At 63.7% G+C, this 19129-nt stretch carries 16 protein-coding genes; 6 read left to right on the top strand and 10 right to left on the bottom strand.

All coding sequences use genetic code 11. From position 1 onward, the window contains the following. Positions 1-52: 52 nt before the first annotated feature. Positions 53-2140 (bottom strand): glycoside hydrolase family 99-like domain-containing protein, encoded by a 2088-nt coding sequence (locus tag XpruCFBP8353_RS04755; RefSeq protein ID WP_101362127.1) that lies wholly within the window; start codon positions 2138-2140, stop codon positions 53-55. Next, the gene (locus tag XpruCFBP8353_RS04750; RefSeq protein WP_101362126.1) at positions 2137-3786 is read right to left on the bottom strand and encodes an electron transfer flavoprotein-ubiquinone oxidoreductase; all 1650 of its coding nucleotides are present in this window, start codon (positions 3784-3786) and stop codon (positions 2137-2139) included. The genes XpruCFBP8353_RS04755 and XpruCFBP8353_RS04750 overlap by 4 nt, the downstream gene beginning before the upstream one ends. Before the next feature lie 125 nt (positions 3787-3911). Between XpruCFBP8353_RS04750 and XpruCFBP8353_RS04745 the strand changes: the two genes are divergently transcribed. After that, a complete protein-coding gene (locus XpruCFBP8353_RS04745) occupies positions 3912-4508 on the top strand; it encodes an alpha-ketoglutarate-dependent dioxygenase AlkB family protein (protein WP_162300943.1) in 597 nt (198 codons plus the stop codon). Between the two features lie 300 nt (positions 4509-4808). Here XpruCFBP8353_RS04745 and XpruCFBP8353_RS04740 read toward each other — a convergent pair whose 3' ends face one another. From XpruCFBP8353_RS04740 to XpruCFBP8353_RS04725, 4 genes are all read right to left on the bottom strand, one after another. Then, positions 4809-5453, bottom strand: coding sequence for an ABC-type transport auxiliary lipoprotein family protein (locus tag XpruCFBP8353_RS04740; RefSeq protein WP_101362124.1), 645 nt, complete (start codon positions 5451-5453; stop codon positions 4809-4811). Further along, positions 5450-6376 (bottom strand): MlaD family protein, encoded by a 927-nt coding sequence (locus XpruCFBP8353_RS04735; RefSeq protein WP_019300849.1) that lies wholly within the window; start codon positions 6374-6376, stop codon positions 5450-5452. Before XpruCFBP8353_RS04735 ends, XpruCFBP8353_RS04740 begins: the two co-directional genes overlap by 4 nt. A 2-nt stretch (positions 6377-6378) precedes the next feature. Next, positions 6379-7215 (bottom strand): ABC transporter ATP-binding protein, encoded by an 837-nt coding sequence (locus XpruCFBP8353_RS04730; RefSeq protein ID WP_101362482.1) that lies wholly within the window; start codon positions 7213-7215, stop codon positions 6379-6381. Positions 7216-7300: 85 nt separating this feature from the next. Continuing rightward, complete coding sequence (locus XpruCFBP8353_RS04725; protein ID WP_207759574.1) at positions 7301-8530, bottom strand: ABC transporter permease; 1230 nt, start codon at positions 8528-8530, stop codon at positions 7301-7303. 51 nt (positions 8531-8581) lie between these two features. Between XpruCFBP8353_RS04725 and XpruCFBP8353_RS04720 the strand changes: the two genes are divergently transcribed. Next, positions 8582-9841 carry a threonine/serine exporter family protein gene (locus tag XpruCFBP8353_RS04720; protein ID WP_101362122.1) on the top strand — a complete coding sequence of 420 codons (1260 nt, stop codon included), beginning with the start codon at positions 8582-8584 and terminating at the stop codon, positions 9839-9841. 59 nt (positions 9842-9900) lie between these two features. Here XpruCFBP8353_RS04720 and XpruCFBP8353_RS04715 read toward each other — a convergent pair whose 3' ends face one another. The 3 genes from XpruCFBP8353_RS04715 to XpruCFBP8353_RS04705 form a co-directional block, all read right to left on the bottom strand. After that, on the bottom strand, positions 9901-10362 hold the full coding sequence (locus XpruCFBP8353_RS04715; RefSeq protein ID WP_101362121.1) for an H-NS histone family protein: 462 nt from the start codon (positions 10360-10362) through the stop codon (positions 9901-9903). Between the two features lie 144 nt (positions 10363-10506). Then, on the bottom strand, positions 10507-12201 hold the full coding sequence (locus XpruCFBP8353_RS04710; RefSeq protein WP_101362120.1) for a proline--tRNA ligase: 1695 nt from the start codon (positions 12199-12201) through the stop codon (positions 10507-10509). A gap of 366 nt (positions 12202-12567) precedes the next feature. Then, positions 12568-12969 carry a DUF4124 domain-containing protein gene (locus XpruCFBP8353_RS04705; RefSeq protein ID WP_101362119.1) on the bottom strand — a complete coding sequence of 134 codons (402 nt, stop codon included), beginning with the start codon at positions 12967-12969 and terminating at the stop codon, positions 12568-12570. 132 nt (positions 12970-13101) lie between these two features. On the opposite strand from XpruCFBP8353_RS04705, the gene pssA reads away from it, so the two are divergent. From pssA to XpruCFBP8353_RS04685, 4 genes are all read left to right on the top strand, one after another. Continuing rightward, entirely contained in the window at positions 13102-13875 is a 774-nt protein-coding gene (gene pssA / locus XpruCFBP8353_RS04700; RefSeq protein ID WP_101362118.1) for a CDP-diacylglycerol--serine O-phosphatidyltransferase, read from the top strand. A 34-nt stretch (positions 13876-13909) separates the two neighbouring features. After that, positions 13910-14353, top strand: a complete 444-nt coding sequence (locus tag XpruCFBP8353_RS04695; protein ID WP_207759595.1) for an alanine acetyltransferase — start codon at positions 13910-13912, stop codon at positions 14351-14353. Beyond that, positions 14350-14832 carry a ribosomal protein S18-alanine N-acetyltransferase gene (gene rimI / locus XpruCFBP8353_RS04690; protein ID WP_162300942.1) on the top strand — a complete coding sequence of 161 codons (483 nt, stop codon included), beginning with the start codon at positions 14350-14352 and terminating at the stop codon, positions 14830-14832. Before XpruCFBP8353_RS04695 ends, rimI begins: the two co-directional genes overlap by 4 nt. A gap of 1154 nt (positions 14833-15986) precedes the next feature. After that, on the top strand, positions 15987-17120 hold the full coding sequence (locus XpruCFBP8353_RS04685; protein ID WP_101362116.1) for a pectate lyase family protein: 1134 nt from the start codon (positions 15987-15989) through the stop codon (positions 17118-17120). Between the two features lie 245 nt (positions 17121-17365). Here the strand turns inward: XpruCFBP8353_RS04685 and betA are convergent, their stop codons facing one another. Further along, the gene (gene betA, locus XpruCFBP8353_RS04680) at positions 17366-19036 is read right to left on the bottom strand and encodes a choline dehydrogenase (RefSeq protein WP_101362115.1); all 1671 of its coding nucleotides are present in this window, start codon (positions 19034-19036) and stop codon (positions 17366-17368) included. Positions 19037-19129 lie beyond the last annotated feature (93 nt).

Raw genomic sequence — 19129 nt, 5'->3', positions numbered from 1 at the left:
CGCGATCTAGGCAGCGACTCGCTCATGGGCAGCTAGCGGCACGCACGGCGCCTCAGGGCGCCTTGCGTGCATAGCGGTAAGGCTCGGCTCTTGCAGGTTGAGGTATTCCCAACAGGTGTTCGATCGTTTCGACATGATGTCCGGAGTGGGCGACCGCAACAGCCAGGAAGCGCTCGATCGCATGAGCCAACGTGCCATCGATCTGACCCTGCTCGTTTTCAAATTCACTCGGATGCAAGTGCGCATCCAACAACGGCCGCAGCGCTTCCAGCTTGACCCAGAACATGCTGCCGGACGCGAACATGCTGTGCGCGTTTATTGCATCCGTGCCTGTGCGGACAGCGAGGTAATCGAGCGCATCGGCATTGCCGCCGATAAAGTCGGTGACCGGTAACAAGTGTTGCGCGGGCGCTACAAGGCCGAGTAGCGGATCCTGGGCGAATACACGCACGATTGCATCGACGTGCTGTGGCGCGAGCAATGCAGAGAACATTTCGCGCCGCCACGTGTCTCCGTCCTCGCGATGGGTCGATTTTTTTGTATGCAGTTTCAAGACCACCTGCACGCCTTCGTCGAGCAATTGGTTGGCAACCCGCAGGAACGGAAGAATATCGCGGCCACGATTTTCGAAGCCTTCCACCTGCGCCTGCAAGCCGCGTTGCTGCAGGCGTTGGCGAACCTGCGGCACCATCGTGATATCGGTGGTGACGACAAGCCGTGGCGATAGTCCACAGTGCGCAATTGCGTCTAGCGCTTCGTCCAGCACATCGAGGTACCAGGCGTGCAAGACCACGCAGACATCGTGTTGAGTAGATCGGGTGACGACTTCCGCGGTGTGTAACAGCGCTTGCCGTGTCGCATCCAACCATGCGTATCCAAGGCGAGTATCGGGTTCCAGTACAGCGCCCTCGGCCCACTCGTTCCATGCGTTGATGAACACCATGCGGTGCGCAGGCGTCGTACTTTTCAGACGATTCCGCACGGTAAGCATGAGCCAGTCGCGATAACGGCGCGGGGAAGCATGCAGATAGATGCGCCCCTTTCCCGAGCGCCGCGGTTCGTTGTCCCAGCCAGGGTTTACGCCGGGGTACAAGGTGTACTCGCGCAGCGGTCGCTGTTGCATGTCGCGGGCAAGCTCTCGCCAGTCGAGTACATCGCCATTGAATTGTGGATTGATCAAGCGCTGTCGGGCAGCCACTGACGGTGGTGTGCTCATGTTCGGCGGAAATTCGACGGCAGCATCGAATCCGATGTCACGGGGATCGGGCCGTTCGAAACCCTGCACATACGCAAGGTGGATCTCGCCGATTCCGTGATCGCGACACCAACCACGCCAGCGATCGGCCGTCTGTGCGGGCTCGGGCAGCAAATGGGGTCGATACACCAACAGCACCGGGCGCCCCTCGACGCGCAGGTACTTGGGATTGCGCATGTAAGTCGCGACATGCGCGATAAAGGCCAGATCGTCGTCCGCGTCGTGCGCCTGATCGATCAGGATATCGTCGCCACGGCCATCCCAGCGGCGTGCCCACTTTTCATTGGCCCAGCAGAGACAGAACGGCAGAGTGATCGTGGCATCTTCGTGCCACCGGGTGATCGGCATTTCCAGCAGGGTCTTGCCGGCGAACCAGTAGAAATAAAAACAAAAAGCGCCCAGACCGTACTCTTGTGCAAGGCGTGCTTGCTCGCGCATGACATGGGGATTGCGAAGATCGTAGAAGCCCAGATCCGCCGGTAACCTGGGTTGTTGATGGCCCTCGAACTGCGGGAGCGCCCGGCTGACGTTGCGCCATTCGGTGAAGCCCTTGCCCCACCACGCATCGTTTTCAGGAATCGGATGAAATTGCGGCAGGTAAAACGCGATCAGCTTCGCAGGAAGCGTTTCGGGCAGGGTGGCAGTGCTGTAGGGGACATAGCCAATTGCCGCTTCGTCGCTGCGAACTGCCGGCCGTCGCGAACTGCCATGGCGTACGCGGCCGCGCGCAGGTTCCGGCACCCAGCCTGCATGTTTATCCAGAAACCAGCCGCGCCAGCGGTCGCGCGTTGCGTCACTCAGCGGTATCGCACGGAATCCTGCACGCAGCAGTCCAAAGACATATGTGCGCAGGCGCGACTGCATCGGGCGACCGGGCGCACTCACAGATTCTGGTAGTTCGGGCCCGAACCACCCTCCGGTGTGACCCAGGTGATGATTTCGTACGGGTCCTTGATGTCGCAGGTCTTGCAATGCACGCAGTTGGCGGCGTTGATCTGCAGGCGTTTGCCGGAGGGGCTGGCGGTGTCTGCGACCATTTCGTAGACGTTGGCCGGGCAGAAGCGCGTGCAGGGGTTGTCGTATTCCTCCACGCAGCGGGTGGCGCACACGTCGGTGTCCAGCACCTTCAGATGCACCGGTTGGTCTTCGTCGTGCTCGGTGGCGGCGAAATACACCGCTTGCAGGCGATCGCGCGGTGCGAGGTCGCGGGTGACGTAGTCACGCTTGGGTTGCTCGTACTCGCCGAGCTTGTGCAGCGCCGACCAGTCGGGTTTGTTCTTCAGCGTCCACGGCGAGGCGCCCTTGAGCGCGGTTTCCCAGGCCGCGTTGAGCAGGCCAAACCACAGGCCCTTCTTGAAACCGGGCTTGATGTTGCGGACTTCCTTCAGCTCGGCCATTACCTCAGAGGCGCGCAATTTGGCATCGAAGCCTTGCGGCGCCAGCTGCGATTGCACCAGGTGTTCGGCAGCCAGCATGCCGCTGCGAATGGCCTGGTGTGTGCCCTTGATCTTGGGCACGTTGAGCAGGCCGGCGGTGTCGCCGATCAGCAGGGCGCCGGGCATGTCCACTTTCGGCAGCGATTGCCAGCCGCCGCTGACCAGTGCGCGTGCGCCGGCCGACAGAATGGTGCCGCCTTCCAGCAGCGGCTTGATCATCGGGTGGTTCTTCCATTGCTGGAAGGCTTCCCACGGCTGGTATGCCGGGTCGCTGTAGTCCAGCCCGCTCACGTAACCAAGCGCGATCTGGTTGTTGTCCAGGTGATACACAAAGCTGCCGCCGTAGGTGCGGTTGTCGGCTGGCCAGCCGATGGTGTGCACGATCTTGCCGGGCGTGACCCGGCCTTCGGGCACCTGCCAGAGCTCCTTGATGCCGATCGAATAACCTTGCGGGTCGCTGTCGGCGGTGAGGTCGAAGCGCTTCAGCAAACGCTTGGTCAGGTGACCACGTGCACCTTCGGCAAGCACGGTGACCTTGGCGCGAATGTCGATGCCGGCGGTGTAACCGGGCTTGTGCGCGCCGTCTTTTGCAATGCCCATGTCGCCGATACGCACGCCCACCACCTGGCCGCTGTCGTCGTGCAGCGTTTCGGCGGCGGCGAAGCCGGGGTAGATTTCGACGCCCAGCGCTTCTGCCTGCGGCGCCAGCCAGGCGCACATCGCGCCCAGGCTGACGATGAAGTTGCCATGGTTACGCATACCCGGCGGCACCACTGGAAACTTGCGCGCGCTGTCCTTGCCGAGGAACCAGAACTCGTCGTCGGTAGCCGCGACGCAAATCGGTGGCGGGTTGTTGCGCCAGCCTGGCAGCAATGCATCCAGCGGGCCGGGTTCGATCACCGCGCCGGACAGAATATGTGCACCGATGGTGCTGGATTTTTCGATCACGCAGACGCTGATGCTCGGATCGAGCTGCTTGAGCCGGATCGCGAACGACAGCCCGGCCGGACCGGCACCGACGGTGACGACGTCGTATTCCATGACGTCACGCTCGACCGCCTCTGACGCGTGTGCGCCCACTCCCGCTTCCGACATTGCTCCGCTCCCGTTGGCTCGATGGCTGGTGCGTATTTTCCGGGATTGCATGTGATGGCGGCAAATCGGCTCGATTCATCGGCCGCTGCCGGTGCGCCCCGACGCGCGCGTGCTAGCGTTTGCGCATGAAGATACGCGTTGGGCTGCCGCACGCTCGGATCCATTGGTGTCGCGGCTGGTTACAGGCCGCGGACGCCGATGCGCTGATGCAGGCCCTGCTGGACCAGGTGCAGTGGGAGGTGCATCGCATCCGCATGTTTGGGCGGGTGGTGGATTCGCCGCGTCTGAGCAGCTGGATCGGCGATCCGGACGCCAGCTATCGCTACTCGGGCACGCAATTTGCGCCGCAGCCGTGGCTGGAGGTGCTGCAGCCAGTACGCGCGCGTCTGCAGGATGAAACCGGCTGCCCGTTCAATAGCGTGCTGGTCAATCGCTACCGCAGCGGAGCCGATGCGATGGGCTGGCATAGCGACGATGAGCCGGAGCTGGGCGCGCAGCCGATGATTGCATCGCTGAGCCTGGGCGCGGCGCGGCGGTTCGCCTTCAGGCATTGCAACGATGCGGCGTTGAAGCAGACGCTGGAACTCGGTCACGGCGATCTATTGCTGATGGCCGGGGAGACCCAGCAGCACTACAAACATGCGTTGCCGCGCACTGCGCGCCCGGTGGGGGAGCGGATCAATTTGACTTTTCGACAGATTGCGGCAGGTGTGGGGCGTTAGCTGCGGCAGTTGGGTGGGGGCTGCGTATGCGGCCGCTGTGCCGGTGCTGCTGAGGTCGAGCGTGCGTTGCACGTCGCCAGACGCGCCGGGTGGGTCGGTCGCGTTGGCCCTCATCCGGCGCTGCGCGCCACCTTCTCCCGCGCGCGGGAGAAGGACAGTGCATGCGCGCTGCGGCGGTGCTGTCAGCTACGTTGTCTGTTGTCTGTTGTCTGTTGTCTGCCATCCGCCATTCGCCATCCGTTATCGGCTGCCAGCTGTCAGTGGAGACGCTTGCTCCCGGCGGCACACGGCTTGGTTGGCCTACGGTGTGCGCGGCAGGCTCTGGCTATCCTGCTGGCCGGTGACCAAGGTCCAGCCGACCAGTTCGGTGGTGACCTGTGTCATCGCCTGTTCGAATGCCGCTGCCACCGCAGCCGTGTCGGTACCGCTGGACGGGCGTGCGACCAGGAAGGTGCGCGAGGCGACCACGCGTTGATCGGCCGAATGCAGCAGCTTGGCGTTGAGCTCGATCGTGGCCGAAGGCAGCGACTGGCCGGCGTAATCGGATTCGAAGCGGCGCAGGTCGATCGCCAGCTTGTAGTCCGAGCGGATGCCGGTACCGATATGGGCCACCGCGGCGATCTTGCCGGAGTCTTCGAAGGCGCGCACCACGCTGTCTTCCAACATGTCGGTGGCTGGCTGCGCCCAGCCGGCGCCTTGATAGACCTGCAGTTCGCCAGGGGTCGGGCGCACATTGATGCGCGGGCTGTCGATGATGCGTGCGGCGCTGGGCTTGGCCACCACCAGCTGCCAGGTCACCTGTGGCCACGCCGGATTCGGCGTCACTCGCACGGTGGGCGAATAGATCGTGGCCGGCTTCTTGTCGCCGCCGGTCAGGACCGAGCAGCCACCCAGCGCCAGCAACGAGACGCACAACAGGGGACGCAACAGGCGCATGGCAGTCATTTCGGTTCGAACTCCTTGGGTGCGTCGCGGCCGAGCAGGTAGCGCGCAGGGTTGTTGTCCAGTTTGTCGCTGACCCGGCGCAGATCGCGGATCAGACCGCGCAATTCGGTCAGTGTCGGGCCGAGCTGGCCCAGCCCGTCGTTGGCGAAGCTGTTGATGGCCGCACGGTTCTCGCCAAGGATGTTGTCGGCGTTGCCGGCGGCCGAGTCCAGCTTGACCAGGGTGGCATCGAGCTTTTCCAGAATGCCTGGCAGCTGTTGCACCAGGTTCTGATCCAGCCGCTTGATGGTGCCGTTGGTGGTGGTCAGGGTGGTGTCCAGATTGCGCGCGGCATCGCGTGCGCTGACGATCAGCGCCTGCATGCCGTCGTCGCGATCGGCAATGCCGCCGCTGATCTTTTCCAGGTTCTGCAAGGTGGCCGAAATGCTGGCCACGTTCTTGTCCGAGAGCATCTGGTCCATACGCTCGACGATGCGGTTGGCGGTGTCGGTGATGTTCTGCAGCGCCGACGGGGTGGTCTGGATGATCGGCGCGTCGCTCTTGTCGATGGTGGTCAGCGCCGGCGCTTCGGGCGTGCCGCCGGAGAGCTGGATGATCGACGGGCCGGTCAGGCTGGTGATGGCCAGCTTGGCGCGGGTGTCGCTCTTGATCGGCGTGGTGGAGTTCACCCGCACGTGCGCGACCACCTGGCGCGGGTCGTTCGGCGCCAGGGTCAGCTCGGTGATCGAGCCCACCGCGATGCCGTTGTATTGCACCGGGCTGCCGACCGACAGGCCGGTCACCGCCTCGCGGAACACCACCCGGTATTGCTGCCAGGTACGGTCGGAGGAGTACTTGGCGGCCCACAGCCCGAACAGCAGCAGGGCCAGGCCGGCCACGATGGTGAAGGCGCCGATCAGGACGTAATTGGCTTTGGTTTCCATGCTCAGGCGGTCTCGGTGGAGTCGGTCTTGGCCGCGCGCGCGGCGCGGGCGCGCGGACCGTGGAAATATTCCTGGATCCAGGGGTGATCGATCTGCTCGACCTCGGCCAGCGGCGCGTTGGCGATCACCTTGCGATCGGCCAGCACCGCGATGCGGTCGCAGATGGCGTACAGCGTATCCAGGTCGTGGGTGATCAGGAACACGGTCAGGCCCAGGGCTTGCTGCAACGTGCGGATCAGGCGGTCGAAGGCGGCCGCGCCGATCGGGTCCAGCCCGGCGGTGGGTTCGTCCAGGAACAGCAGCGGCGGATCCAGCGCCAGCGCCCGCGCCAGTCCGGCACGCTTGCGCATGCCGCCGGACAGTTGCGACGGTAGCTTGTCCAGCGCATCGGCCGGCAGGCCGGCCAGCTTGATCTTCAGCAGCGCCAGCTCGAAATACCAGCGCTCGGGGAACTCGCTGTGATGTTCCTTCAACGGCACCTGCACGTTTTCGCCCACGGTCATCGACGAAAACAGCGCGCCGTCCTGGAACAGCACGCCGGTATTGCGGGTGATGTGCTGGCGGTCGGCGAACCGGCCCGAGCGCGCATCCGCGCCCAGTACCTGGATGCTGCCGGCGTCCGGCTCGCGCAGGCCCAGGATGCTGCGCATCAGCACCGACTTGCCGGTGCCCGAGCCGCCGACCACACCGAGAATCTCGCCGCGGCGTACGTCCAGATCGAGGTCTTCGTGCACGGTCTGGCTACCGAAACGGTTGGTGAGCCCGCGCACGGAAATGGCCAACTGCTCGTCGTCGGTCTCTGTGACGGGAGTGGGGAGTGGGGAGTGGGGATTGGTCACCGCACAGCTCTCCAAAATGTCAGGGCGCCAGCTGCGCTTGTGCCTTGCACGAATCCCGAATCCCGCATGTCGAATCCCGGCCGCATCACCACCCCATCTTCATGAACCACAACGCCGCAATCGCGTCGAGGATGATGACCAAGGAAATCGTCTGCACCACCGAGGAGGTCGTGCGCTCGCCAACCGATTGCGCGGTGCCGCTGACCTTCAGCCCTTCCAGACAGCCGATCAGGCCGATCACCAGCGCAAACAGCGGCGCCTTCGATAGCCCGACCAAAAAATGCCGCAGCTGGATGGTGTCGTGCATGCGCGCCAGATACATCTGCGGCGGGATATCCAGATCGAACGCGCCCACGGTGACGCCACCGGCCAGACCGGCGATCATCGCGATGAAGGTCAGCAGCGGCAGGGTGAAGATCAGCGCGAGCAGGCGCGGAATCACCAGCAGATCGATAGGGTCCAGGCCCAGGGTGCGGATGGCATCGACCTCTTCGCGCGATTTCATCGCACCGATCTGCGCGGTAAACGCGCTGGCGGTGCGCCCGGCCAGGACGATGGCGGTCAGCAGCACCGCGAACTCGCGCAGGAAAGCGATGGACACCAGCTCCACCACGTAAATCTCCGCGCCGAAGTCGCGCAGGATGGTCGAGCCCAAGAAGGCGATCACCGCGCCGACCAGATACGACAGCAGCACCACCAGCGGCACCGCATCCAGGCCGACCTGCTCCATGTGGTGCACGGTGGAGGTCAGGCGGAAGCGCCGCGGCTCGTGGATCAGCCGCGCGATCTTGACCAGGTTCTCGCCCAGAAAGCTGTTCAGCTCCAGAATGCCCTGGCCGACGCCGTGGGTAGTGCGGCCCAGACGGTCCAGCGCGGCGACGAAGCCGTAATCCCGTTTGGGCTTGGGGCGTTCGTCGTTGAGTTCCTCAATGGTGCACACCAGCGCCTGGTGCTCATCGCGGAAATCGATCGCGTCTTCCTTCAGGCCCATGCGGCTGGCGAAGCGCAGCAGCTGCAGCACGCCGGCCGAATCCAGTTGCCCGATGCCGCGTGCGTCGATACGGCGCACCCCGTCGGGCACGGCCTGCAGCAATTCTGCCTGGGGCAGGGCGGTCGCCAGGACCCAACTGCCAGCGAGGCGGAGCTGTGCCTGATCCTGCGAGTCTTGTTCGATGCGTGGAGGTTGCGGTTTGATCATGGGTGGCCTGTCCGTGGCGCCAGCATACAGGGCCGGTGTGAGCGACGGATGGGGGCGCGGCGGCAGTGGTGTGCCTGCGGCCATCAATGAGAACGCCGGCCACGCGCGCTGCGGCATACACTGACGGCCTCGCCGGACACGGCGTTTCTCCGATCCGACCTGCCACGCATGTCCGCTGCCACCGTTGTCCTCCCGTCCGCCAGCGCAACCTACGCCCAGCGCGTAGCCTTCGTGTCCGAAATTGCCGGTCGCCTGCATTCTTATGGAACCACTGCGCAGCGGCTGGAGGCGGCGGTGGTCGGGCTGTCACAGAAGCTGGGTCTGGATTGCGAGCCCTGGTCCAACCCCACCGGCATCATCCTGAGCTTCAGCGACCCGACCAAGGCGATCGGCTCCAGCGACATCACCCGGGTGATTCGCCTGGCCCCGGGCGAGAATGATCTGTACAAGCTCAGCGTGGCCGACTACGTGGCCGACAGCGTGGCCAACGGGCGCATGAGCATCGCGCAGGGCCACACCGCATTGCGCCGCCTGGACCGCGAAGTGGACCGGCGCGGCAAGACCATGCAGGTGCTGGCGTTCGGGCTGGCCGCAGCGGGTGTCGCCGGGCTGTGGAAGCTGCCATGGCTGGATATCGCCACGGCGGGGGCGATTGGCATGTCGATCGGCCTGCTCACCCAGTACACCGACAAACGCGCTGCCACCAAGGAAGCCGGCGAAGCGCTGGCCGGCTTGCTGGCCGGGGTGGTGGCGGCGCTGGTGGCCGCGTTGTTGGGGCCGCTGAACCTCAATACGGTGATCATCGCCTCGCTGGTGGTGTTGCTGCCCGGGATGTCATTGACCAATGCATTCAACGAGCTGGCCAGCCAGCACTGGGTTTCCGGCACAGCGCGCCTGGCCGGTGCGGTCACCACGGTGCTCAAGCTGACGGTGGGTGCGGTCATCGCCGTGACGCTAACCCAGCTGGTTGGGCTGCATCCCCAGGTGGCCGCGTTGCGGCCGCAGGCCGGCTGGGTGGAATGGGCGTCGTTAGTGGTGGCCGCTTATGCGTTTGCGGTGTTGTTCAAAGCCAATCGACGCGATTATTTATGGATCATGGCGGCGGCCATGTTCGGGTATGTCATTGCGCGTTATGCGGGGCATGCCTGGGGCGGCCCTGCCGGGGTATTTGCCTCGGCCATGACATTGACCGCTGCGGGAAATCTTTTCGGGCGAGTGGTCCACAAACCCGGTGCACTGATCCGCTTGCCGGGCATCATCATGCTGGTTCCAGGGAGTGTCAGTTTGCGTGGATTTTTGACCCTGGTGCAACAACAGGATGTCAGCGTGGGACAAGCTGCGCTATTGGCGGTGACCAATATCGTGATGGCATTGATGGCCGGATTGCTGTTCGGCAATCTGTTGATTCCGGCCCGCAAGAATTTATGAGCGGGGAAAACAGCGCACAATAAAAACGCCGGCATTGCCGGCGTTTTTATTGGTTTGAATCACGCGGCCTTGGACTTCTTGGTGGCGCGCTTGGTGACTGCCTTACGCGGCGAAGCCTTCTTTGCTGCAGCCTTCTTCGCACCGCCAACCTTGCTGATCAGGAAGTCTTCGACTTTCTTGCCAGCGGCGGTCAACTCTGCCAGCCAGCGCGGCTGCTTGCCACGGCCGGTCCAGGTTTCCTGGGTGTTGGCGGGGTTGCGATATTTCGGTGCCACCTTGCCCAGCTTGCGACCGGCACGCGGACCCGGCTTGCCGGCACCAGCCGGACGACCCGGGCCAGCACTGGCGGAAGCGCCAAACAATTCTTCAATGGAATAACCCTGAGCTTTTGCAGCGCGGGCCAGTTGAGCACGGACCTTGGCGATCGGCGCGCGCTTGGCAACCACGGTCTGCTGCTTCTTTGCATTTTTGATCAGGGCGCTCAACTGCTTGGCCGACAGGCCACTAAGATCGATCGACATCAACTGCTCCGGGAAATGTAGAGAGAAAGAATGCCGGTCCATGGCACCAGTGACCATCATAATGTCAGAAAACCGATGTGACAAATGCGCCGAAATGATTCGACGCTTTGTGTTCATCCATTTGAAGCCGGTACAGGTGTTTGATCAATGCCCCAGACGGGAGAATAATCCGGCTTTATCCAGGTTTTCAGCTGCATCGGCGGTACGGGCGCGATATTCAAATGTGCCGGCCGCCAATCCCCGTTCCGAGACCACAACCCGATGCGGAATGCCTAGCAGTTCCATATCGGCGAACATCGCGCCCGGGCGCAGTCCGCGGTCGTCCAGGGCCGCATCCAGGCCGGCAGTCATCAATTCGTCCAGCAGGGCCTGGGCGGCAGCGAGCACCTGCGGGTCCTGCTTGGGATTGATCACGCAGACCACCACCTGCCACGGTGCCATCGGCGCGGGCCAGATGATGCCGGCCTCGTCATGGTTTTGTTCGATCGCCGCCGCCACGATGCGCGAAATGCCGATGCCATAGCAGCCCATCTTCATCACCGCGGCCTTGCCGCCTTCGTCGATGACGGTGGCTTGCAGCGCCTGCGCGTACTGGCTGCCAAGCTGGAACACATGCCCCACCTCGATGCCGCGGGCCAGGCGCAGTTCGCCGCCATCGGCTGCGCGCTCGCCTTCGACCACGTTGCGTACATCGGCCACGGTCTCCGGTTCGGGCAGGTCGCGGCCCCAGTTGACGCCGACCAGATGCGCGCCGGACGCATTCGCACCGATCACAAAATCGGCCAGTGCCGCAACATCGCGGTCGGCCACCACGCGCACTGGGCGCGCGGTGTTCACCGGTCCCAGGAAGCCCGGCTCGCAGCCGAGGTGCTCGCGGATTTCGGTTTCATTGGCCAGGCGGTAGCCGGCCAGCCCGGGCACCTTGGCTAGCTTGATCTCGTTGACCGCGTGGTCGCCACGCACCAGCACCAGCACGAAGCCGGCCTGCGTCATCACCGCCACCGACTTGACCGTGCGCTGCAGCGCGATGCCGAGCAACTGGGCAACGTCCTCACAGGTTTTCTGGGTGGGCGTTGCCACCTGCTGCATCGCTTCGCTTGCAGGCGCGCGCGGCGCAGGCAGGGCGGCGCTGGCGGCTTCCACGTTGGCGGCGTAATCGGAGCCGGTCGAGAACGCCAGCGAGTCTTCGCCGGAGTCGGCGATGACATGGAATTCCTGTGAGGCATCGCCGCCGATGGCGCCGGAATCGGCCTGCACGGCGCGGAAATCCAGTCCCAGGCGGGTGAAGATGCGGGTGTAGGCGGCGCGCATGTTGTCGTATTCGCGCGCCATGTCGGCATCGGTGAGATGGAACGAATATGCGTCCTTCATCAGGAATTCGCGCGCGCGCATCACGCCGAAGCGCGGGCGGATTTCATCGCGGAATTTGGTCTGGATCTGGTAGAAATTCAGCGGCAGCTGCTTGTAGCTGTTGATTTCCTGACGCGCGAATTCGGCAGCCGCCTCTTCGGCGGTCGGGCTGTAGCAGAACTCCTGCTCCTTGCGGTCCTTGATCTTGAGCAACTGCCCGCCGAACTTTTCCCAACGGCCGGTGGCGTCCCACAGCTCGCGCGGCTGGATGGTGGGGAACAGCACCTCCACGGCGCCGGCGCGGTTCATTTCCTCGCGCACGATGGCTTCGACCTTGCGCAGCACGCGCAGGCCCAGCGGCGACCAGGTGTACAGCCCGGAGGCCAGCTTGCGGATCATGCCCGCGCGCAGCATCAGACGGTGGCTGACCAGCTCGGCGTCGGCCGGGGTTTCCTTGGTGGTGTGCAGGTGGAACTGGGAAAGACGCATCGGGCTTCGCTTGGGCGGAAAGCCGCTAGTTTGCCAGTCTCGCGCCCTGCCGGTCATCGTCGGGCGCGCTTCGCCAGTCGTCGCTGGCCAGGGCGGGCCGCTCTCAGGTGGCTGGCCGGCAGTGACGTGTGCGTGGCCAAAGGTGGCATACCACGCAGAAATCTATGCGGGACGGGTGATCCGAGACCAGGTCACGGGAATATGGCGCTTGCCCAGCGACTGCGTATGCGTCGGGGTCCTTATGTCGATACCGCGCTACGCAGTTCAGGCCCGTGGGCGCGGCCGCGGCTGGCAGCATGAGGCGTTGCGCGGACTCCATCCTGACACCAGGAGGGTATGTCCCCTCAGGTGATGTCGCAGCCCGGCTCAGGTGCCTGGGCGGCCCGTGGCTGCCGGCTTGCAGTAAGCCTTGACGGCGGCGTCGGCCAGGTTTCGCTGGGTGGCGCGGGTTTCCTGGTCCAATACGGCGCCAGGCTTGCCATCGGCACCGGCAGCCATGGAGACGTCTCCCTTGCCACTGAGCAATTCCAGGTTGCGGCGTGCGGTAAGGCAGTCGGCCGATTCGGGCGCGGCCGTCTCTGCTGCCGCGATGGCGGCGGTGCCGCTGCGCGCATCGATGCGGCGCGCTTCATAGCGCTGGCCGGTCGGTGGCGGGGTCTCGGTGTAGTGGGTCACGCCCTTGGCGTCCTTCCACTTATATAGCTCGGTCGCGCCGGCGGCGGCACTGACCAGCATCAACAGGGCACAAAGCCCGGACGACAGGTGCATATGGCTTCCCCTGGATGATTCCCGCTGCGATTGCAGCATCCACGGCCGGCGCTGGCAAGTGATCGGGCGCGCAGGGGGCTGAACCAGCAAGCGCGCTACCGCCGGATGGACCTCAGGCCCTACACTTGGCGGATGGATGAGATGAGACCGCCCCCGCGCTCGCGCACGATTTACCTGTTGCCGAACCTGTTCACCACCGCCGGGCTGTTTTCCGGTTTTTACGCCATCATCGCCGCCGCCAATGGGCAGTTCGTCCAGGCCGCCATGGCGGTGTTCGTGGCTGCGGTGATGGACGGGCTGGATGGCCGGGTTGCGCGCCTGACCAATACCAGTAGCGAATTCGGTGTGCAGTACGATTCGTTGGCCGATCTGGTCAGCTTCGGCATGGCCCCGGCGCTGGTGATGTATCACTGGTCGCTGTCGGCGCTGAAATACGACAGCAACGTGATGGGCCGGGTGGGTTGGTCTGCTGCGTTTCTGTATGCGGCCTGCGCGGCGCTGCGGCTGGCGCGCTTCAATACCCAGGTCGGGGTGGTCGACAAACGCTGGTTCATCGGTTTGGCCAGCCCGGCGGCGGCTGGGTTGATGATGTCGTTCGTTTGGGCCTTCGCCGACGACAGCCTGGGGTTCGATGGCGAGCAGCTGCGCTATGTGGCGCTGGCGGTCACGGTGGTGTCGGCATTGCTGATGGTCAGCCGGATCCGCTTCTGGAGCTTCAAGGGTGGTGCGCGTGGGCCGCGTGCCGACCGCGTGCCGTTCCTGGCGCTGGCAATCGCCACGGTGGTGATCGCGCTGTTGGTGATCGATCTGGCGCGCTCGTTGCTGGTGATCGGCGTGCTGTACGCCTTGTCCGGACCGCTGATGTGGCTGTGGCGACGTTGGCGGCGCGTGCCCGAGCTGCCATGAGCGCGGTTTCGTGAGCGACGCGGCGTCCGAGCCGATGTGGTCCGATCTGCAGGTGTCGTATCTGCAGGCGTTGGGGCACACCGTATATCTGGATCGCGATGCGGTCGATGCGTTGCCTGCACCTGTCGACGTTGCCGAGCGCGCAGAGATGGCCGCACCGGCGCGCGTGGAGCGTGTGCCGCAGTCTGCAACGGTGAGTGCGCCCTCCGCGCGGCGCAGCGCGCCGGCTGCACCAGCCGAAGCACCAGATGTGCCCCGCACCGCGCCAGCATCGGCGCCGCAACGACGTAGCCGTGTCGGCATGCCGGATCGTCTGCAGATGGCCTTGTTGCGCGCGTCCGGCTGCAATCCGGGCGATCCTGCGACACAGGCCTTGATGGCGTCCTGGCCGCTGGCAGAGCTGCGCGGCAATCCGAGTGCCAAGCGTGCGCTGTGGCCACAGCTGCGCGCGCTGCGGCGGCGTCGGGACCCTGCGTGAGCGCATTGAACGCGCCGCAACCCACCTCGTTGCGCGCAATGCGCGAGAGCGACTTGGATGTGGTGATGGAGATCGAGCTCCGCGCCTATCCGTTTCCGTGGACGCGCAACATCTTTCGCGACTGTCTGCAGGCCGGCTATCCCGGCTGGGTAATGGAGCAGGGCGGCCGGGTCATCGGCTATGGCGTGATCAGCATCGCCGCCGACGAGGCACACGTGCTCAACGTCTGCATCGCACCGGAAGCGCAATCGCAAGGCCACGGTCGCGTGTTGCTACGCGCGCTGATCAAGGGCGCCTGCGATCGCGGCGCGCGGCGCGCGTTTCTGGAAGTGCGCCCGTCCAATCCATCCGCGATTGCGCTGTATCACTCCGAAGGCTTCAACGAAATCGGCCGCCGCCCGCGCTACTACCCCTCCCACACCGGGCGCGAAGATGCGTTGGTGATGGCGATCGAGTTGTTCTTCGAAGGATTCTCCTGAGCGCGCGCGGTAGTCGTTGAGGATGCGCCTGGTTGCTGTTGCCGCGATACGAGCGCTTGGTTCGCTGGCTGCCGATGATGATTGTTGTGGATGACTGGTAGTGAATGCTGTCGCCAGTGTTGGCTGGCGTCTGTACGATCAGCTTACTTGTCTGGCGCGACTAACTAGTGCGCGACGCCGATGTAACCGCCGCGCCCGCTGTTGCAGTGCTGCTATCGGCCTAGAGGGCTCTGGCGATAAGTCAGCGTGGTCCGCAATGGCATGCACGCAGGTACTGGTGGAGCGCGGCCTCACAGCCGAGATGCTCTGCCCCGCGCCCTCCCCCGTGATGCGATGCCGACCCAATAGACGCCATTGCGGTGCGCTGACGAAGAGAGACTGCACTGGATGAGCGTTGGGCCACTTCCGCCGACAGATCCGATGCTTGCGCCGAGTGGTCGCATTCCCCACCTGCGCCTGGGGCGTTCGGTGCGCCATGCTTGCCTGGTGAGGTGTTTTTTTGCTCTACCGACGAGCGCGGTGAGTTCCGCAGCGAACAGTGGCGGGGATCGATTGATGGCGGGTTGAAGCATTCGCATGGGAACGCGCGGTGTCAGAACGATACTGCGCATCTGCAATCGATCCCAACGCAGTCGTGTGTCGTACTGGCAATACTCCAGCAAATCTGTTTGTCGCTTGCGCAAGACCTGGCGCGACACGTTCGTCTCCGAGGTGGCGAATGTTCCGCTATATCCGAATGGGCGATTTCTCAGGTGCTCTGATCATAAATCGCATAGCGTTTTGCCCTAAATGCCGCGGCGCGGCAATGCGTGGCAACGATTAGCGTCTCGGAAAATGCAGGCATTTGAATGGTAGTACGTATTCTCGAATGATATTTCATCAGGTTGCGATAAGAATCTTGCTGCGTTGCAGTGTCCTCGTCATGTCTCTGCGTGTCTTGATCGCAGCGTTTTGTCTCTTCTGATGTGTCTCGCAAGCGTTTGCGTGATTACGCGAGCACATCCGCAAACGGGCTAGATACAAGGGTTTTCAATGCTCCTAGTATCGGTTTCGCGGAATCGAATATTCCATGGCTGAATAGTACGTTCCGCTTCTGCTAGACCGGGGGTGCGCCGCCGCGCGGAGCATCGAAACCATTCGAGGGAGACACCAAGATGAAGTCGAAATTTTCGACAGCGGCCGCTGCGTCGCTGTTTGTCGGGTCGTTCCTGCTCGCCGGCGTTGCTTATGCCGATGCCGCGCTGGACGTTGCAACTACTGGTTGGGCGACGCAGAACGGCGGAACCAAGGGCGGCTCCAAAGCCGCGGCCGCCAACATCTACACCGTCAAGACTGCCGCCGAGTTGAAAGCTGCATTGAGCGCCAGCGTGGGGAGCAACGGGCGCATCATCAAGGTCAGCGGCATCATCGATATCAGCGAAGGCAAGCCTTACACCAAGACCTCTGACATGAAGACGCGTGCGCGTCTGGACGTGCCGACCAAGACCACGATGATCGGCATCACCAGCAATGCAGAAATCCGCGAAGGCTATTTTTATGTCAAGGCCAACGATGTCATCATCCGCAATATCACCATCGAAAATCCATGGGATCCGGAACCGGTCTGGGACCCGAATGATGGCAGTACCGGCAACTGGAATTCAGAGTACGACGGCCTGACCGTGGAAGGTGCCAGTAACGTGTGGGTGGACCATGTCACCTTTACCGATGGTCGCCGTACCGACGATCAGAACGGCACCGAAAATGGGCGCCCCAAACAGCACCACGATGGCGCGATGGACATCAAGAAGGGCGCCAATTTCGTCACTGTCTCGTATTCGGTCTTCAAGTCGCACGAGAAGAACAACCTGATCGGTTCCAGCGATAGTGCGTCCAGCATCGACAGCGGCAAGCTCAAGGTCACCATCCACAACACCTTGTTCGAAAACATTTCCGCGCGCGCCCCACGTGTGCGCTTCGGTCAGGTGCATATGTACAACAACTACCACGTCGGTAGCACCAGCAATAGCGTGTATCCGTTCTCCTACGCGCATGGGGTCGGCAAGGAATCGAAGATCTTCTCCGAGCGCAATGTGTTCGAGATCAGCGGTGTGAGCAGCTGCGACAAGATTGCCGCCGACTACGGCGGCAGCGTGTATCGCGATCAGGGCTCGCTGCTCAATGGCAAGGCGCTGTCGTGCTCGTGGAATAGCAATATCGGGTGGACGCCGCCTTACACCTACAACTTGCTCTCTGTGGATAAGGTCGCTGCAGACGTCAGGGCGAAAGCCGGCGCAGGCAAGCTGTAACTGCCGGCTCGTTGCAGCGTTTCAATCGCAGTGCCGCACAGGGCCGCACAACGCCCGCAGTGATGCGGGCGTTGTGCGTTTCGCGTACCAGCCAATCTGTGCTCGTGGCGGTCGTGGCTGTGCGTCATGCCGTTGGGCAGTTGGGCAGTTGCTTGCAAGGCCCTTGCTCTGGCGCTATCGGCGAGCATGCTGCCCGGGAGTGTTCAGGGACAACCTGGCCTCAGCATCTCAGCACACCGAAGACATCACCCGCGCACAGGTGCATCGCCAGCGATGTAGTAATCGGCGGTGCTGCGCGGCAACGGGGTGCGGCCGCGCATGCGGTCGGCGATTTTCTCGGCAATCATGATGGTGGTGGCGTTGAGGTTGCCGGTGATGATGCGCGGCATGATCGAGGCGTCGATCACCCGCAGGCCCTCCATGCCGTGCACGCGGCCCTGACCGTCCACCACCGCCATGTCGTCGGTGCCCATCGCGCAGGAGCAGGAGGGGTGATAGGCGGTCTCTGCGCGAGCGCGCACGAACGCGTCCAGCTCCGCATCGGTCTTGCAGTCCGCGCTGGGGCTGATCTCGCGGCCGCGATAAGCGTCTAGGGCCGGTTGCGCAATGATTTCGCGGGTGATGCGGATGGCATCGCGAAATTCCTGCCAGTCCTGGTCGGTGGATTGGTAGTTGAACAGGATCGACGGATGCTGGCGCGGGTCGCGCGACTTGGCGTGTACACGCCCGCGGCTGGGTGTGCGCATCGAGCCGACATGCGCTTGAAAGCCGTGCTCCTTTACCGCGTTGCTGCCGTTGTAATTGATGGCGACGGGGAGGAAGTGGTACTGGATGTTGGGCCAGTCGAATTCCTCGCGCGTGCGGATGAAACCACCGGCTTCGAACTGATTGCTGGCACCGGTGCCGGTGCCGGCGAACAGCCATTGCGCGCCAATCGCCGGTTGGTTCCACCACTGCAATGCCGGATACAAGGACACCGGCTTGGTGCACGCGTATTGGATGTAGACCTCCAGATGATCCTGCAGGTTCTGGCCGACGCCGGGCAGGTCGTGTACCAGTTGCACATCGAGTGCGCGCAACAGATCGGGCGCACCCACGCCGGAGCGTTGCAGCAGCTGCGGCGTGGCGATCGCACCCGCGCACACCAGCACTTCTCTGCGTGCATGCGCATCGATCCCGTCGCTACTGTTGCCCACCAGGTAATGCACGCCGATGGCGCGCTTGCCTGCAAACAGAATGCGGTCGGTGGTGGCATGGGTGACGATATGCAGCCCATCGCGCGGCTTGGCCATGTCCAGGTAACCGCGCGCGGTGCTGGCGCGGCGCCCGCGCGGTGTCACCGTACGGTCCATCGGTCCGAAGCCTTCCTGCTGATAGCCGTTGAGATCGTCGGTGCGCGGGTAGCCGGCCTGCACGCCGGCATCGACCATGGCATGGAACAACACGTTGTTGTCGTTTTTCGGCGTCGCCACGCTTACCGGGCCATCGCCGCCGTGATAGTCGTTGGCGCCGATGTCACGCGTCTCTGCCTTGCGGAAGTACGGCAGGACATCGCGGTAGCTCCAGTCCTCCAGGCCAGGCCGCTTGGCCCAATGGTCGAAGTCCAGTGCATTGCCGCGGATGTAGCACATGCCATTGATCAGCGATGAGCCGCCCAGGCCTTTGCCACGTCCGCACTCCATGCGCCGGTTATCCATATGCGGTTCCGGCTCGGTTTCGTAGGCCCAGTTGTAGCGACGTCCCTGCAGCGGGAACGCCAGCGCAGCCGGCATCTGCGTGCGGAAATCCAGCCGGTAATCCGGTCCGCCGGCTTCGAGCAACAGCACAGTGACGCCGGGGTCTTCGGTGAGCCGTGCGGCCAGCACATTCCCTGCCGAGCCAGCGCCGATGATGATGTAGTCGTATTCGCGTTGCATGGTGTACTCCTGATGCGAGGAAGGTGCGATGGCGATCGAGGCGCTTGGCAGAGGCGGAGGAGCGCGCCCAGTCACGTGAAGGCGGCGTCCATC

It is taken from the genome of Xanthomonas prunicola (assembly GCF_002846205.1).
Classification (GTDB): Bacteria; Pseudomonadota; Gammaproteobacteria; order Xanthomonadales; family Xanthomonadaceae; genus Xanthomonas; species Xanthomonas prunicola.
The sequence above is the reverse complement of the archived record's forward strand: the minus strand, read 5'-3'. Positions and strand labels throughout refer to the sequence as shown.